Raw genomic sequence first — 18,357 nt, 5'->3', positions numbered from 1 at the left:
TTAGGCATAAATTGCACTTCGGTTTTTAATTACATATATAGTGAAGATAGATGATACCAATAAGAACAGACCCCACCGAATATAGGTATAGTCCATAATTGTATAAGTTATAATAACTGATGATAAAAGTCCAATTAATGGGAGTGCGTAGGTTTTAAAAGGAAATAAATCGCTGTCAATCTTCCTTGATGATGCACAGTGTAGCAAAAAAGAAACACCATAAGAGAAGAGTGTTGTATATGCGGCAGCAATTGCACCAAATTGTGGAATGAGAATATAGTTTAGTCCAATATTAATTAAAGCAATCAAAACTGTATTAGTAGCGATTATCCTTGTTTTTTTGTAATAATACTCTAAATTAATAGAAAAGGAGTTCAGAAAAATGAAGTATGAACTAGCTACTATAGGAGGAATTAATACAACTCCCCACTCATATTCAATAGGTGCTATAATAAACAATATGTCAGGAGCTACCAGCATAATCATAAAATTTATATATAACACAGAAGCAATGTAGTATTTAACTTTACTATTTATGATTTTTTTATCGAATTTTTTTAATCTTTCGTTAAACCATGGAATCCAGATACTTTCCAAAGAAGTTGTTACCACTATAGCAACCATACTAAAATTATAAACCAAACTATAAACACCTGTCTCAGAAGCACTTTTAAACGCTGTTATCATTATTCTATCAGATTGAGCCAGCATTACTAATGAAAGCCCATGGAAGATTAAAGGTAAAGAAAATTTCAATCCGTATCTCCAGAAACTTATATTTATTATTGTTTTCCCTTTGAGCATGCTAATAAAAAATAACAAAGTTCCAATTATAGAATACACTATAAAGTAGGACCAAATACTACCCATATGTTTCATATCATCCATTTTCAGAATAAGAATAATAGATAGAACAGCTACAATAATGTTAGGAACAGCTAATAATAATGTTTTTTTTACATATTGAAAACCCATCATATACTTAATAGAAATCGCATTTATTACTGTGGTCATATACGCTTGAGTGAAACATAGTAAAACTAGAATCTTGTCCACTTCAAATGCCGCTAGTTTTATTATTAATAACACTAGGAAAGTTGTTAGTAAAAAGTTAACCATTGATAAGAACAGTATAGATGATATGTAAGCATCAACTTCTGGCTTCGATTCATTATATACACTTCTTATTGAACTTCCTAGTGAGAGTCCAATAAATGCACCTACTATTGTAACCCATGATATATATGTGCTAACCATACCATATTCACTAGTTGTTAATAATCTTGTAAATATAGGGATAGTAAGAAATGCAATAGCCTTATTGAAGACATTGCCAAACAAATAAAAGCTCCCTGCTTTTAATTTTGAGTTTTTTATCAACATTTTGACCTCAAGATTATATGGCAGATTTTATCGACTTCATCCAGACTTAAGTCAGCATAAAGAGGTAGTGTTAGTACTCGATTTGCGATATCTTTTGCTACTGGCGTATTTTCTTCATCATATACATCTTTATAGCATGCATAGTTGGAGACAATCGGATAAAAATACTTTCTTGCTAGAATATCATTTTCCTTTAGTTTTTTAAAAACTTCATCTCTGTTTTTCTCATAACCATCGAATACAGCAGGTAAATATGCATAATTACTTTTTACACCCTTTTGCTCTTTAGGTAACTTTATCCCTTTAACTTCTTCTAAATTAGAGATGTAACGTTCAACCACTTTTTTCCTTTTTTCAATTTCAACATCTATATGCCTAAGATTGCATATTCCCATTGCAGCTTGAAATTCATTCATCTTGGCATTACCACCAACATACTCCACATTCTCAGGTCCAGTTATACCAAAATTTTTTAAGTCATTAAGTATTTCTCTAAGAGAAGGATTATTATATGTGATAGCTCCCCCTTCTATTGTATTAAAAACTTTTGTAGCATGAAAGCTAAACATCGATGCATCACCAAATGTACCTATACCTTTGCCGTTGACTTTAACACCAAAGGAGTGCGCCGCATCATAAATCACCTTAAGATTATGCTTTTTAGCTATGGTTTCTATTGCTTCAACATCACATACGTTTCCGTAAACATGTACAGGTAAAATTGCAGAAGTTTTTTCATTAATTAAACCCTCTATTTTGTCAACATCTATTGTATAATCAATAGGATTAATATCGCAAAAAACTGGTTTAAGACCATTACGTACAATTGCATGGGTTGTCGATGCAAAAGTAAAAGGAGTAGTAATTACTTCTCCCGTTAGTTCTAATGCAGCTATACTGCATTCTAATGCTAAATGTCCGTTCGCAAATAAAGTAATATTATTTGTTTTTAAATAATTTAAAAGCTGAGATTCAAAAATTTTATGTTTAGCCCCCATATTAGTAAGCCAATGAGTATCCCATAGATCTTTTATTTCATTAATATATTCTTCAAAGTCTGGCATTGAAGATTTTGTCACTTGAATCGCCATATCTAGACTCCTACTAAATTTTTTTAGCCATATAACTTGAATTTACAGATGCTCTTCCAATATGCTCATATCCATTCTTTTTGTAAAAATTATGAGCATGATGATTATTATCTAATACTTCAAGCTTTAGTATTTTCATTTTATTTTCATAACTTATTTTTTCAAACTGTTTAATTAACTCAAATCCAATCCCCCTTACTCTAAAGTTTGGATTAACAGCAATCAGAGATAGATATCCTATATTTGAGATATTATCATTTGTGTAAAATGATATGAATCCAATCGATTTTCCTTGTATTATTGCAACATATACATGACCATTAGTGACTACTTTTCTTGCATAAGTTTTTAAATCACTTATTTTCACTTGGAGTGGTGGGTTGAAAAAAAAATCAAAATCGGTAAGTATTTCATTAACTTTAAGAACAGACTGTGTTCTAATAATTTTAAACTTCTCCTTCTCCATAATACCACCTCATTATGACAATGAATAGCAATTCAGCATCTGTTTTACACTATCTTTTGAATTGAACATCATAACATCTATAATAGATAAATTCGGTACAAACTTATTTCCAAACTGATTGTATTCAACTAATTCTGTTTGCAAAAAATTCAACTTAATCTCATTTAAATTAAATACTTCTCGAGAATAAAGATCTACACCGCCTATTGCATTAAAATATTCTGATGCATTAAGAATTTTACATATCTCAATAATCTTATCTTCCCCTTTCAAACTATTATCTTTCGCAATATGAGATGATAAAATAAATTCAGTTTTTATTTCTAAGTATTGAGCAATTTTTTTCATTAAATATTCAAGGTAAAGAGACAAATCCTCTTCATCGTTAGAAATGATATCTTCGATTAAATGATATGTATCCTCATAATTTGGTGCTTTTTTATAACAACGTTCTATTGTCTTTAAAAGTTTATGTTTATGTTTTTCGTCCTTTTCTACTTTCACTTCGTTAATCAGCTTGCTAGAACTTGCTCCACTCATGATTAAATTTATCAGCATAGGTTCGCCATTCATAAGTATTCGATTCCTATTAATCCAACCACGCCTAATAAAATTAACATCATCATAAATAACATATTTATCGACGCCATTCATTAATTGCCAATAACCAATATAAGGAAAAAAATAAGGTTGCATTATACCTACTCTCAAGTTGATCACCCTTTCACTCCCAGAAATAGTTAGTTGTTTATGAAGATAACTTTTTTAAAGTTTCTTTCCACATTCTAATCATATTAGTATCATCTAACATATAGCCAGGATACCAATATTCACTTTTATTGCTGCATTGTGCAAATTCTTCGAAAGATTGTCTATCAATTTGACTGGTCTCATTCAAGTACAATCCCTCTAGAAAAAAAGCTTGAGATAAGACACCATCTCCATTTAAGTAAACTTTCTTATTCAAAAATAATAAAGAGTACAAATTGCCTAATCCACTTTGTTGAACTTGATCCATGATTGCAACATCTACAGAATTTAAATACTTAATATAATCAACACTGCTCAACCTTCTTTCCAAAACCTCAACCTTATCTTCTCCAAAAATGCTTTTCGAGTATTGTATTACTTCCTGAGCGTATTTTTGATTACCATAAACCAAAGGTAGTGATATTAATATGTTTTCATCTTTAAATTTTTCTAATTTTTTCAATATTTTTTTATGATTTAAATATGAATGAGCAGAATGACCAATCATAATTTTAATATTTGACTTATTCTCATATACTGTATCATTGCTGGATTTAATTCTTTCAACTACTTCTTTATCAAGCCCAATTCGATACGGACATAAATATATGTTGATATTTTTTTTGAATCGCTTTTTAATTTCTAATGCATCATATTTAAACCCTATTCCAATTCCTTTATAATATTTACTTTCAAAGTTTATCAATAACCCACCTATTTTTCTTAGAAACATTTTAGTTCTCTCTTTTAATCCTGTGGTCATTCCATAATTAGTATATAAATCATGTCCCCATACACACCAAATATATTTCTTTCTAATTTTAATTGGCGTAATCAATAGTCTTATAAAATCGTAAAACCAATTTTGATGTAAGAATACAAATTGAGCATTATTGCAGTATCTAAGAAACTTGCCATAATTCTTAGTCATAATTTTAGGTATAAGTATCACATTATCATACATTTTATATTTATTATAAATATCTTCATAACCTACAATGAATAGATGCTCAGCTGAATCGAAAGTATCATTATTCAAATGGATCATATCAATTATATTTTCATTAAAAAACATCGCAGGATGAGTCATTATATGTAAGTATTTAAAACTTTTCATCTCAGTGTATACCTCTTTCAAGTGATTTTAATTCAAGTTTATCAAAATCTACTCTTTCAAATACTTCTAAAAAGCCTCCTCTTGTTGCATTATAGATTTTAATTCCATTTTGATCTGCAAAATGTTTTGCGACGCCGTAAGCTCTATTCATCCTCTCACCAGCTATGTTAAAGTAAGGGTCTATAATTCCTGTTTCTATAAAATGGTGTGGTCCTTTTTTTGCATAACTTGTATCTGCACCTATCAAATAAATTTCTTTAAATCCCATGTAAACTGCTAGCTGAAGAAGGGAATATGTTATTGTATATCCATCGTGAATTACATCATAGCAATCATTTGAGAATTCAATATTATCTGCGTTAGGGTTTATCAGATGATTTTTTCCATATATAGGCATTTCAATCACGTTTGAATTTTTTATTTTTTCTTTTTTCGGAAAATCACTAGATATAAAAATAGCCTCAGTTTTGTTTAATTTTATTATGTCTTCTTTTAAATTCCTATACACATGTATGTCCTGTATACCATAATATGTTGGTCTCCAATTGGTTTTATTACCAATTTTGCAAATTGAATTCATACCAATTGTAATTTCTCCTGATAATTTTTCAATATCGTCTACTCTTAAACTAGGTCCAGTAGCAACAATAAAGCATCTATCATCTTGATGCTTATTCTTAAACTTTTTAATGCTCTCTACTCTTTTATTCTTCCATATATTATTTTTTCTCAAAAAATTAAAAAATAAAAATTTAATCGAAGGTATATAATAATATTGAATTTTCCTTACTTGCCTAACAAACCAATATAATAATCTATTTGACTTGATTACGTTCTTAATACCCTTTGTATTAAACTGCATCTGTCTCCCCCATCTTTTTTTCTTTAATATTTTCCATTCTAGTAAAATATAAAGGAATAATCAAAAAAACAAGTACTCCTAATGACGGATCAAAACTATTATTTAAAATAGAGTAAATTAAAAATATAATTCCAATTAATTTAAAATTATAAATATCTTTTATTTGAATATCATATTGAACATACCTAAAGAAACGATGTAAAAACATAAAAATTGGTAGTAATCCAATTAAACCATATCTAGCAGCAATATCTAAAACCTCCGAGTGATTTCCGACACCAATATTAAAAAGCCACCCTGTAGATAATTGTTCTGTAGTATGATAACCAACACCAAAAATGAAATTTTCAATGGAAGAAAAAAATGTTGTAATACTTAATTCGTATAATTGAAGTCTACTCAGAAGTGAAACCGCTTGTTCAGAGCCACCACCTGAAAGCGTCGCTATGATTGCGTTAATCCTTACTGTAATTCTATCAATTCCAATATAATTATTGAGTATAATTAAAATGTTTACTAGGTTTATTAGAAATATGAAAGATAACATAATAATGAAAACTTTATATAGTACTCTTTCAACTCTATTTTTAATCACCGATAATTTATTATAAAAATATAGTGATATAGCAACTAACAGTACAAATATTGATATTGAACGTGCAGCTTGTAGTATATATATAAATAAGCTAATCATACTAAGTATGTATAACAACTTTATTTTTTTATTTTTCAAATCACTGTTAGTTACCAAAAAAAGTACTACTAATAATACCGAGTAAAAGCTAAACATTGTTCCCCCCACATTAGTATTATAAAACATCCTTGAGAAATTTAATTCAACAGATGCATTAGGATATAAATACAGAAGGTAAATATTACTCCAAACATTTATTATTGATATGAAAATACCAATATTTATTAATTGAGTTTGCTTTCTAGTATCCATATTTTTTTTATAATAAAAATAAACCCATGAAAAAAAGAAAAAAATTATCAATTTGACATAGTTTCCCCACGCAGCCGATGATAAACCTAAAATTCTATAACTAAGTATTATTCCTAAATATATAAAAGAATACATAAAGTATTTAGGAATTCTAATTTCTTTATTCATTGTTGATAATCCAGCAATGAATATCCATATAACAATTAAGATTAGACCTACTATTAAGGGAACGTTTCTATAAAAATAAGGAGTGATTAACCAAACAACCATTAATATAGTTAATAAATGAACGGTATTTTTGAAAATATTATTCTCACTCTTAATTGTCATCATTTTTTTCTCCACTTATTTCTTTTCGTTATTATAATTCTTCGGTAATACTTAAGTAAGTAGAAAACTCTCAGAAATAGATAGAATTTTTTTGTGATAAGTGATTTCTCTACTAGCTCTTTTATATTTTTTATCGTCCCTTTGTGCATTTCCTTCAAATTAGCAGACAGCCCACTAAACCCAAATGCAGGTTTTCCATCTCCAAACAAGACCAAAAATTCATTAACATGATAATAATTGTATTGGGCAATTATATTCATGTAATAGTTTCCATCCTCAGCATATTTTTGGTTCTCATCATATCCACCTATTTCATCAAATATTCTCTTTTTAAAAATAACCGTTGAAGATTGGGGAAACATTTTTATACAAATATCTTTGATGTTTGCTTTATATAATTTTCCTGTTTTTCTACCTAATATACTCAACTCTTCATTATCATAATTACCACCTAGGAAATCTATATCAGCATTTTCTTCTACAATTTTAAGCTGAATTTCTAATTTGTTGCTAACCCACTTATCATCTGAATCTAATAGTGCTATCCATTCTCCACTTGAATATTGCATACCCAAATTTCTCGCTGAAGAAACTCCACCATTTCTTTTATTTAGAATTTTCAATGGGAACTTCATGTTTTTTATTTGAAAACTTTCTACTACTTTTAGTGAATTATCTGTGGAACCATCATTAATAACTAGAACTTCCAATATATTCGAGAATGCAGTTTGATTTTTCACTGATAATAATGTATCGTAAATACTACTTTCACTATTATACATTGGAATAACAACCGATATGGAAGGAGTTAAATCTAACACGCTCATACTATCACCTCTTTTAAACTACCGACCCTTTAACACACTGTTCTATCAAATCCCTATCTCTCTAAATATAGAGTCTAACTTTTTTATGCCTGCTTCCATTGAAAAAAATTGGTCAAACACATTTTGAGTATTTATTCTCATTTTTATGTGATCTTTGGAGTTCAAACATAAGATTTTATCTACAGAACCTTTGAGATCTTCGTGTATATTATATCCAATATCATACCCATCAACTAATTTAGCAGTATCAGCACTAATGTTATTTAGAATCGGAACACGATGCTGAAAATAATCAATAGATTTCATTGTAAGTCCAACACAAACTGTAGCTTTCATAATATTTAAACCAAAATGACATTTATCGAAAATATTCTGTTTCACTTGCGAATCATATACTTTACCATAGTAGATCACTGTCGCTCCAGCAGATTTAGAAACATCAATTAAATCTTGTTTGCTTTCACCATCACCAATAATATGAAGTGTCACTGGTTTAACTTTTTTTATAGCCTGGATGATCTCTTGTATCTTTTGAATATCAATAATGTTATTAATAGATCCTAAATATGATAAGTGTATTTCATCCTCACAAAACTTTGGTTTGCTAACTACATTTATACCCTTTTTAGTTAGATATAAAGTCTCAATCTTCAATTCTTTTAACGGTTTTTTTAATACAGATTGATATAAATCACATTCCGTAATAACAAAATCTGAATACCTTATACTTCTGTCTCTCAAAGCACCCCAGAATATGAATGGTGGCAATTTCTTAAGATTTCCTGTTGGCATTGTCTCAGGCCACAAATCCATCAAATCAAATATTAATTTCATTTTTGGATTCTTTTGCTTATATTTAGCCGAAAATTTCGCCAATGAATTTGGAGGTACAAATGTATACAATAAATCCGGTTTTATCTCTTCAACAACTTTGAATGCATCTCTTGCAAACTTATAATGAGATGAAAGTCTTTGCACTGATAGATTCTTATAATAAGGTTTTGATTCAACAAAAGTAAACCCTTCTTTAGGATTTTCTCTCTTCACCTTTTTAAAATGCCTGAAATCAGACTGAATAACGATTACATCATGCCCTTGTTTTTTTAAAAACTGATAAATTAAGTCAACCCTATCCTCATAAGTATCAAAGCAATTAACAATCACTGCATTCATAACTGCCCACTCTCCAACTCCGTTAACTCAATCGATTTTCTAAATGTTCTAATTTGGTACTTTGCATTATCATAGTTACTCATCGAATGGTCATAAACTAGATTGCCGAAAATCTTATTGACAATACCAACTCTACGCATTAGTTTGATTATAGGATTGAGTAACTTTGTAATCCAAATCTTTTTCTCACTCACCTCTGCAATAATTTTAACCAATTCACTTGTTTTAACATACTCTTTGTTCTGTGGAAAAAATAGACCCGTCTCTTTTCGGTCAATCACCACTTTGATGAACTCTCTAAGATTATCAATATGTAACATACTACGCTTATTATCTATATCTGGAAAAATTGGTGATAATTTCGCTAATTTTGAAAGCTTAGAATAATTACCTTTAGAGCCCTTACCGTAAATCATTGGTGGTCTGATTACGGAAATTTTAAAATCATTTGATTCCAGTAATGTAATACCTTTTTCTGCATCAAGTTTACTCATACCATAGAAATTATTGGGTTTGGGTATTGTACTTTCATCAATCATGCCATGTCTCTCAACACTTTTACCATAGACAATAATACTACTCATAAAAATAAATTGTTTTACACCATCTTCTTTTGACTTTTTTGCTATCTCGATTGTTAAGTCTCTATTAACTTTATAATATTCCTCTTTCATTTTTGGATTTAATGAAACATGGGCAATACCTGCCAAATGGATAATTACATCGTAGTCAGAAAAACTAGAATTTCTCCACAAATCATCTCTAACAGAGATTTTATGGACTACATAGTCATCTGGGAATTTCATCAGCCACCGCTCTAACTGATTTCCTATATAACCATTTTTACCAGTAATTAAAACTCTCTTCATTTTCTTATAGTCTCCTCAGATTTAACCTTGATGTTTCCCGTTCCACCTTCTACTACACCTTTTGACCTAATTATAGAAGTAATAGTTAAAAAGAAACATTTTATATCTATTGTTAAGCAGATATTTTTAGCATATAATCCATCCATCTTAGCTTTTTCTTCAATAGGTAACTCATCTCTTCCATTTATTTGAGCTAATCCCGTTAGCCCTACAGGCACATCATTAGCACCATACTTATCCCGTTCAGCTATCAGGTCATATTGGTTCCATAATGCAGGCCTTGGTCCAATAATGCTCATCTCTCCCCTTAAAATGTTTATAACTTGGGGTAACTCATCCAAAGAAGTCTTTCTTAAAATTTTTCCCACTTTAGTTATCCATTGCTCCGGATTTTCTAGTAGATGAGTAGGCTTGTCTTTTGGTGTATCTATTTTCATCGTTCTAAATTTCAATATATTGAAGTGTGTTTTATGAATCCCAACTCTTTTTTGCTTGAATAAGATTGGCCCTTTAGAATCTAACTTAATGGCTACAATTAAAAGAAAAAAAACAGGAAACAAAACAATGATCGCTAGTAAAGATACCACCATATCAATTAGACGCTTTACTCTCAAATACATAAGCATCCCCCTAACCATAAACAGTAACATAGTAACCTAAACTTACATGGATTTTGACTCAATTAAATGCTAGTAAACAAACATACTATGACGTAGTACTCAATTTAAGGTTTAATAATTGAGATTCAGCAACTTTATCATTTTCATCTATCAGATTTGTCTTAAAAGTAGGTACCAATTCCTTAAGCAATAAAGTAACTAAGCGGCTATCAGTTTCATGCGCATTATAAGCTGTATACTGTAATTGTTCCATAACATTGTATAGTTGCTTTGAGTGGGTGTCATCTTTTCCCACGAATATTCGATCATGCTTTGTGGCTGTTGTTCCTTCTTCACTAGTAAGCAATTCCTCAAACAACTTCTCCCCAGGTCGGATTCCAGAATATGCAACATGTATATCCACATTAGGCTCAAAACCACACAAACGAATTAAATCACAGGCTAAATCATTTATCTTTACAGGTTCGCCCATATCCAGTACAAACACTTCACCGCCGTCAGCAAACGCCCCCGCTTGAATCACTAACTGCACAGCTTCTGGTATCGTCATAAAATAACGAACCATTTCAGGATGTGTTACGGTTACCGGACCACCTTCTGCAATTTGCTTTTTAAACAACGGGATAACACTACCTCTGCTACCCAGCACATTACCGAAACGGACCGCTGCAAAGCTGGTAATACTTCGTTGATTTAAATCTAGCAAAATTAATTCTGCCACCCTCTTCGTAGCCCCCATAACATTTGTAGGATTAACTGCCTTATCTGACGATATGAGAACAAACCTTTCGACACCGTATTGATCTGAACATTCTGCTACATTTTTTGTTCCAAAAATATTGTTTTTAACCGCTTCTGCTGGATTACTCTCCATCATAGGTACATGTTTATGTGCTGCTGCATGAAAAACAACTTCAGGTTTATACTCGTTAAAAATTTGTTCGATTCGAGGTCGATCTTGAATGTCTGCTATTATAGGTCGAATATCCAATTCAGGATATTGCTTTCTTAACTCCATATCAATGAGATAAATACTATTTTCACCATGTCCCAGTAAAAGCAATGTTTTAGGATTATAGTTAGCACATTGACGACTTAACTCCGACCCTATGGATCCACCTGCTCCCGTAATTAAAACGGTCTTCCCCGTCACATAACTGCTAATTTCTTCTAAATTCACCCGCACAGGTTCTCTTCCAAGCAAGTCCTCTACACTAATATCACGTATCGTATTTAATTTCACTTTACCATTAAGCAAATGATGCATCGCTGGAATCATTTTAATTTTACATTTTACTTTTTTACTGTATTCGATCGTCTCGGCAATGGTTGCTCTTGAAGCAGATGGCATAGCAATAATAATCATCTCTACATTGTATTGCTTGGCTAGCTTTTCTATATCTTTGCGTGATCCAACCACAGGGACACCTATGATTTCCATATTTCGTTTAGTCACATCATCATCCACGAATGCAATCGGATAATATTCGGATTCCTTTTGCTTTAAATCTTTCGCTAGCATTGTACCCGCTGTACCCGCTCCTACAATTAATGCTCGTTTATGATATGGTTGAATCTTAATATAGCTGTCTCTAAACAAACGCCAGAAGAATCTCGAACCGCCTACAGTCATGAAACTCGTCATTAGAGAAAACAAGTAGATGCTACGTGGTACAACAATGTCCATATTTATAACATACACAAGTGCTTGATGAAAAATAAAAAAAGAAACAATACCTAGCAGTGTCCCTTTGAAGATGGCAATTAAATCGCCAACACTCGCATATTGCCAAAAGCGTTTGTAAATTTTATGAATGTAAAAGCTAATGATAAAAAAAACAATACTTGTAATGATGACATAACCTAACGTCTCTATAAACTGTGCTGGTATATTAAAATCAAAGCGCAACAAATAAGAAAAGTAGATGGAAAAAGCAACTAAGCATGCGTCTATTATCATCAAAAGTCCATACCTTACCTTACCTTTCAATTACTGCACCTCTTCTCATCTGTTAATTAAATCTGTAGTGCCTGCATTGTATAGCTAACAGTTACATATAGTCTATTAATCTATATGCTAACTAAACTTCAAACACATTTTATTATATACCTACTCCGCTCTTACCTTGTACACCTTTATTACTTCTCGCATTCCCAATATACTCACGTAAAAACACAACTATTACACTCAACATTCCCCCGACAACCATCCCTATTGTCAAATTTAAAACTTTTCTAGGCCCTATAGGTTCCATCGGTTGAATGGCTTGAGAAATGTAGATGGCATTATCATCCGTTAAAATCTTTTCTACTGCTAATGACTGCAACTTTTCTCTCACATTCTGACTTTGCAGTTCTGCGATTTCTGCTTCGTAATTTGTAATTTTTTGCTCATAAAATGTCTTTTCTTCCGCAAGTTTATTTAATTGAATTTGTGACTGTGAAACTCTAGACATTAACTGCTCGTATACCGGATTCATTACTTCCTCCGATAAAATAATTTCATCTGAATCAGATAAATTTGTTCCAATAATCTCATCCAACTGAGGATTCATCGTTAGGGAGGTATTCTTTTTAGTTAATACGCTATTTATTTCATCAAGTTGCTGTTTTGCTTCATCCATTTCCGTTTGTAATGTAACGATTTGTGGATCTATTGCTTCTATTAGTTTATTTGTTTCTAATATGTTGCTAGATATGTCTGTAGTTTGAATTTTCTCAGCAAAATGATACGTTAAATAATTTGCTATTTGTGTAATATGTAATGGGTCTCCTCCACTTACTTTTATTTCAATAACATTGGAATCTTGTTCATTGTTAATATTAACCATACCTCTTAGGTTGTTTATCGTATAACCTTCTAAATTTAAGTCTGTAATAGCTTCATTTAATGTAATGTCACTATGTAATGTTTTTACTAAAGCTGGTACATCCGTTTCTCCAGATACACGTATGTAAGCTTCTGCTTCATACTCAGGGGACAACACAAACCAACTCACCAACGCTGCCAACAGCATACAGATAATCGTACCGATAATAATAATGGTCTTGCCTCTCCAAAGTATGTCTATGATTTCAATTAGACTAATTTCTCCCTCTGTGTTCGTTCTTTGCTCCATCTCTTTCTCTCACTCCCATAATTAGTTATTTTTTTCACTTTTTCTATTATAGCTTACTTCATCATAAGATGAAATCATGTAAATTGAATACATTATCCATATCCTTACCATTATACAATTGTGGTAACAGTAGCACCGCCTTTTTTTGTTGTAAGTAAACACACTCACAACGACCTGGCCTACATTGTAATCGGTTTTTACAGTTAGTATTTTTGAATTAATTGTAACATTAAAATATAGCATGTTCATACAACAATTTATAACATCCATTAAAAAAGAGCCACCAACAAAAGTAGTGACTCTATTCCAGGCACATAAAACATAATGCCCCAATCATATAAAATATACTACAGCTTTTTCGCTTCTGCTTTCAATGCTTCTGCTTTATCTGTTCTTTCCCAAGGTAAATCTATATCTGTACGGCCAAAATGTCCATATGCAGCCGTTTGCTGATAAATTGGTCTGCGCAGATCTAACATGTTAATAATGCCAGCTGGACGCAAATCAAAATGCTTACCGATAAGTTCCACCAATGCTGTTTCACTAACTTTACCAGTACCAAACGTGTCTACACTAATACTCACTGGCTGTGCAACACCAATGGCATATGCAACTTGCACTTCACACTTTTCTGCTAATCCAGCTGCAACGATATTTTTTGCTACGTAGCGTGCAGCATAAGCACCAGAACGGTCTACTTTCGTTGGATCTTTACCTGAGAAAGCTCCGCCACCATGACGTGCATATCCACCATACGTGTCTACAATAATTTTACGTCCGGTTAATCCTGCGTCCCCTTGTGGTCCACCCACAATGAAAGAACCTGATGGATTAATAAAGTATTTTGTATCTGCTTGCAATAGTTGTGTCGGAACAATCGGTTTAATGACATGTTCTAGTAGATCTTTTTCAATCTGATCTTGACTCACATCATCATGATGTTGTGTAGAGATAACAATGGTATCCACACGAACTGGTTTGTTGTTTTCGTCATACTCCACTGTTACTTGTGTTTTACCGTCCGGTCTCAAGTAACTTAATGTACCATCTTTACGAACTTCTGTTAAGCGACGTGCGATACGATGGGATAAGGAAACAGGCAGTGGCATTAGTTCCTCTGTCTCATTGACCGCAAAACCAAACATTAAGCCTTGGTCACCAGCTCCAATCGCTTCGATCTGCTCATCACTCATCTTTCCTTCTCTTGCTTCGAGTGCAACGGAAACCGCATTTCCGATTTCTGGAGACTGCTCATCTATAGAAGTTAACACGGCACACGTTTGGTAATCAAAACCGTATTTTGCACGTGTATATCCAATTTCTTTAATTGTTTCGCGTACTAAAGCAGGAATATCCACATAAGCGGACTTACTCGTAATCTCCCCCGCAACGAGTACAAGTCCTGTTGTTACAGAAACTTCACATGCTACCCTAGCGTTAGGGTCATTCTTTAAAAATGCATCCAATACTGCATCGGATATTTGATCACAGATTTTGTCTGGGTGTCCTTCTGTTACAGATTCAGACGTAAATAAACGACGATTTGCTGCCATCATTGCAACCTCCTTAAAATACTGTATAGGTTGAGTGGATGTGTTCATACAACCTATTAGCGCTATTGATAAGATGAAGAAGAACTTCTACATAACACCTTTGCACTTAACAAGCTTAGCTTAAGTATATCGATGTCATTCGTTCTTCATCTTATTTATGTACTATTACATGTATAATGAACAAAAAATGAACCTTTTCCACTGAGGAAAAGGTTATTATTCCTAGTCATTCCTTAGCATTATCTTACTGCAATTGACTTGCACTGTCAATGGAATTACCTGTCGACTGTTATGCTTGGCAATTGCTCCAATTGAACGAGTATATCCACCTCTTCTGGATACAGAGAAGTGAGTGTATTATACTGTTCTGTCACATCTTGTCCTTGCTTTGCCTTGGAAGCAATCCAATATCTACAAGCTAGTCTATACATTTGTTTACTCGCTGCATCTTGTTCTGTTTCTAATTTGTCGAATAAAGCAACCGATGCTAATTGCTGTTCTGCTTGTACATACTCTCCTATTTTGTAATAATATTCTCCAATAACAACATTCATATTCGGTGTAACGTTAAATTGTCGTCCTGTATAAATACCTATATCTTTGAATTCCTGTGCTTTCTTTACTACTTGTTCATACAATGCATATCCTTCACTCCAATACTTCTCAGCTTCTGTCACATTGCCTTCATCGTAAAGCTGATAGCCTAGTTGATAATTGACATTGATCGCAGTTTCGTATATTTCACTTTTCCATGGGAAATCCTCTAGCTGTTCATTCAATACTTGTAACGCTTGTTCTAACTCTCCTTTAAACATATATAGTTTATATGCATTTAAAGCGTAGTCTTCTTTTCTATTTTCATTTGGCCACCCTTGATAAGGTTCATCTTTTTCTACATTATCAATCCAAGCAAAAGCTTCATCCGCAAACTGTTCATCTTTCGTCTGGACATAAGCCCCCCGATACAAATCAATGAAGAAATTCATGTATTCCGGATTAGGAGACATAGAAATGGCATCTTCTAGCGACTGTACTATCTCATGAAATGGTTCTTGAGCGTTGTACTTATCTACCGCATCAGCATATACGTCAAATGAGTTATATGCTTTTGTAGATTGGATCAAAAGAATCAACGTTACGATTGCCATCAACGACGTCGTTCCATATTTCACCCAACTTGATCTCTCAGTAAGCACTGCATGCCATTTAATTCTATCCACCTGTGCTGCTAATGCACCTAAGCATAAAAATAACAATGCACCGATATATACGTAGCTTAGATTAAAATCCATAGCGCTATGTGCTAGCAGTGAAACAATCATGATAAAGAAGAATACAGGAGCCTGATGTTTTTCTTTAGCAGGATGAATATACTTTCTCATAAATAAAATTAATATGCCACCTACTAAAATCGTCAGAATAGCAAAACCAACCCAACCTGACTCCACTAAATATTGCATGTAGAAGTTATGCGCTTGTCTACTGGAATAAGGGTACGCTTGATATTTTTCATACATAGCGGACCAACCACCGCCTCCTACACCAAAAACAGGGTAGTCTTTCACAATTTCCATGGCATCTTTATTAAATTGATCACGCGTTATAAAGCTATAACTATTTAAGTTTATACTTTTTACACGTTGTTGTAACGTTTCAGGAAGCATGTTGATTACTGCAGTTTGATTCAGCACAGCATATGCACCTGCTACACCAACAATAACAAGTAGTGCTGGTAATACCACATTAGTAAATTTGCGTGTTTCGAGACGACTCCATTTGTTAGCGATAAGAGGCTGTACATATCGATGTAACACAAAGATAATTGCAGCCACTATTATTGATGCACCAATCAGTATGAGCCAGCCTTTGAAAGCAGTGGAGGATATATATTCCGCTCGCATGTCTTTGCCAATCGTATCGATGCGGTTATATATAACGAGAGATGCAACAAATGTAAGTAAAACGTATATGCTCATCATGATCTGTTTATGCAATTGGACGAAAAATAACACCAACACAAATACTAGTGGTAAGAAAAGTAACGCCCCTCTTGAAAGCGTAAGTAAGAAAGAAAGTGCCATCGGTACCAGCATGAAGCAGAGTAACACTTGCCACCACCATTTTTTACTAAGCGTTATTAGATATAACGTACCTAGTAGCAACCCTATCAAGAGAGCAGCATACGTATTTGGGTATTGAAACACAGATGAGAGACGATTATTCAACACCGCTTCCTGATATGTTACCAACGTACTACTTTTATACTGTATCAAGCCCCATAAGGAAGCATCACCAAACCAATTCATGAAGCCGAAAATGACGATCACATAACCAGCACATAAAATGCTTCCTGCTAGCTTCATTTGCATCGATTCTTTTCTTGCTAATATGACTCCAATAATAAATATACCTGCATAAGCTAAATGAATATACACCGACTTTAAGGCAGAATAGTAAGATGCCGCTTGAAACGTTGAAATATAAAAAGACAATGGAATAAGCCAAATAAATAAACTTGAAATTTGTAACGTATGATGTTGAAACAATGCAATAGTAGCAACACCTAAAATGATAGATAAATAGATGAAGGAAGAAAATATATGTTTATCAAAATTAAACCCTCCACCATTAAAAAGACCAGCATAAAAAGGCGTAATAAGTAAAAATAAACTAATTAAGCCCAATAGTAAGTTATGTATCATTGTATCTTTATTTTGAAGCAAATAAGATGTTTTTTTATGTTTCGCTTTATTTTTTGCCATGTATGAATCTCCTCTCGAACTATCTATCCATTTTGTTTCTGCTGTCATTGTAAAATACTAAAACACTTTGTCTATTATATCATGATTACAAGGGCGCTTTTGCTTTACGGAAAATGATGAACTATTAATATATCGAGAAGTGAACTACACGCCACTTAACATCCTTACGGGTCGTTTGAAGTGGATGCTTCTTGGGAAGTAGATACTTTTGTTAGCTATCTATATTTACCAAGCTATGAGGGTAGTTCCTACCCCTAAAGAAAATACCAATTACTTGGCTAGCTTCAGCAAGTTGATACTTGCGTTCATGTCTCTATCATGATGGGTATCGCATGAAGGACAATGCCATTCACGAAGTTTGAGATTTTTTACTTCTTTGTTTTTGTAGCCACAACACGAGCATAATTGACTGCTAGCATAATGCTTAGGTGCGATGATCAGATCACGACCTTTCCACACTGCTTTGTAGTCAATATATTGTCTGAATTT

At 32.6% G+C, this 18,357-nt stretch carries 16 protein-coding genes; all 16 read right to left on the bottom strand.

Features of this window, described 5'->3' with window-relative positions; genetic code table 11:
* On the bottom strand, nt 1-1,383 hold the full coding sequence (locus D1Z92_RS14285) for an oligosaccharide flippase family protein (protein ID WP_128896353.1): 1,383 nt from the start codon (nt 1,381-1,383) through the stop codon (nt 1-3).
* Nucleotides 1,377-2,474, bottom strand: a complete 1,098-nt coding sequence (locus D1Z92_RS14280) for a DegT/DnrJ/EryC1/StrS family aminotransferase (RefSeq protein ID WP_128896352.1) — start codon at nt 2,472-2,474, stop codon at nt 1,377-1,379. The genes D1Z92_RS14285 and D1Z92_RS14280 overlap by 7 nt, the downstream gene beginning before the upstream one ends.
* Before the next feature lie 13 nt (nt 2,475-2,487).
* Nucleotides 2,488-2,940, bottom strand: a complete 453-nt coding sequence (locus D1Z92_RS14275) for a GNAT family N-acetyltransferase (protein ID WP_128896351.1) — start codon at nt 2,938-2,940, stop codon at nt 2,488-2,490.
* A gap of 12 nt (nt 2,941-2,952) precedes the next feature.
* Complete coding sequence (locus D1Z92_RS14270) at nt 2,953-3,660, bottom strand: WbqC family protein (RefSeq protein ID WP_240666755.1); 708 nt, start codon at nt 3,658-3,660, stop codon at nt 2,953-2,955.
* A gap of 28 nt (nt 3,661-3,688) precedes the next feature.
* A complete protein-coding gene (locus D1Z92_RS14265) occupies nt 3,689-4,807 on the bottom strand; it encodes a TDP-N-acetylfucosamine:lipid II N-acetylfucosaminyltransferase family protein (RefSeq protein WP_128896350.1) in 1,119 nt (372 codons plus the stop codon).
* Between the two features lies 1 nt (nt 4,808).
* A complete protein-coding gene (locus D1Z92_RS14260) occupies nt 4,809-5,669 on the bottom strand; it encodes a 6-hydroxymethylpterin diphosphokinase MptE-like protein (protein WP_128896349.1) in 861 nt (286 codons plus the stop codon).
* Nucleotides 5,659-6,948, bottom strand: coding sequence for an O-antigen ligase family protein (locus tag D1Z92_RS14255; RefSeq protein ID WP_128896348.1), 1,290 nt, complete (start codon nt 6,946-6,948; stop codon nt 5,659-5,661). The genes D1Z92_RS14260 and D1Z92_RS14255 overlap by 11 nt, the downstream gene beginning before the upstream one ends.
* Complete coding sequence (locus D1Z92_RS14250; RefSeq protein ID WP_128896347.1) at nt 6,945-7,772, bottom strand: glycosyltransferase family 2 protein; 828 nt, start codon at nt 7,770-7,772, stop codon at nt 6,945-6,947. Before D1Z92_RS14250 ends, D1Z92_RS14255 begins: the two co-directional genes overlap by 4 nt.
* A 45-nt stretch (nt 7,773-7,817) precedes the next feature.
* Nucleotides 7,818-8,945 (bottom strand): glycosyltransferase family protein, encoded by a 1,128-nt coding sequence (locus tag D1Z92_RS14245; protein WP_128896346.1) that lies wholly within the window; start codon nt 8,943-8,945, stop codon nt 7,818-7,820.
* Nucleotides 8,942-9,814 carry an NAD-dependent epimerase/dehydratase family protein gene (locus tag D1Z92_RS14240; RefSeq protein WP_128896345.1) on the bottom strand — a complete coding sequence of 291 codons (873 nt, stop codon included), beginning with the start codon at nt 9,812-9,814 and terminating at the stop codon, nt 8,942-8,944. Before D1Z92_RS14240 ends, D1Z92_RS14245 begins: the two co-directional genes overlap by 4 nt.
* Complete coding sequence (locus D1Z92_RS14235) at nt 9,811-10,434, bottom strand: sugar transferase (protein ID WP_128896344.1); 624 nt, start codon at nt 10,432-10,434, stop codon at nt 9,811-9,813. Before D1Z92_RS14235 ends, D1Z92_RS14240 begins: the two co-directional genes overlap by 4 nt.
* Before the next feature lie 85 nt (nt 10,435-10,519).
* Nucleotides 10,520-12,424, bottom strand: a complete 1,905-nt coding sequence (locus tag D1Z92_RS14230) for a nucleoside-diphosphate sugar epimerase/dehydratase (protein WP_240666753.1) — start codon at nt 12,422-12,424, stop codon at nt 10,520-10,522.
* A gap of 112 nt (nt 12,425-12,536) precedes the next feature.
* Nucleotides 12,537-13,553, bottom strand: coding sequence for a Wzz/FepE/Etk N-terminal domain-containing protein (locus D1Z92_RS14225; RefSeq protein ID WP_128896343.1), 1,017 nt, complete (start codon nt 13,551-13,553; stop codon nt 12,537-12,539).
* A gap of 347 nt (nt 13,554-13,900) precedes the next feature.
* A complete protein-coding gene (metK, locus tag D1Z92_RS14220; protein WP_128896342.1) occupies nt 13,901-15,106 on the bottom strand; it encodes a methionine adenosyltransferase in 1,206 nt (401 codons plus the stop codon).
* 275 nt (nt 15,107-15,381) lie between these two features.
* On the bottom strand, nt 15,382-17,868 hold the full coding sequence (locus D1Z92_RS14215) for an O-antigen ligase family protein (protein WP_164931633.1): 2,487 nt from the start codon (nt 17,866-17,868) through the stop codon (nt 15,382-15,384).
* A gap of 270 nt (nt 17,869-18,138) precedes the next feature.
* Nucleotides 18,139-18,357 (bottom strand): zinc ribbon domain-containing protein (locus D1Z92_RS14210; RefSeq protein ID WP_164931632.1); only part of this gene is annotated, 219 nt, incomplete at its 5' end.

Origin of the sequence: Longirhabdus pacifica, assembly GCF_004115085.1 — a bacterium.
In the GTDB taxonomy this organism is placed as follows: Bacteria; Bacillota; Bacilli; order Paenibacillales; family DSM-105158; genus Longirhabdus; species Longirhabdus pacifica.
Note: the sequence above shows the minus strand (reverse complement) of the source record. Positions and strands in the feature narration are given on the sequence as shown.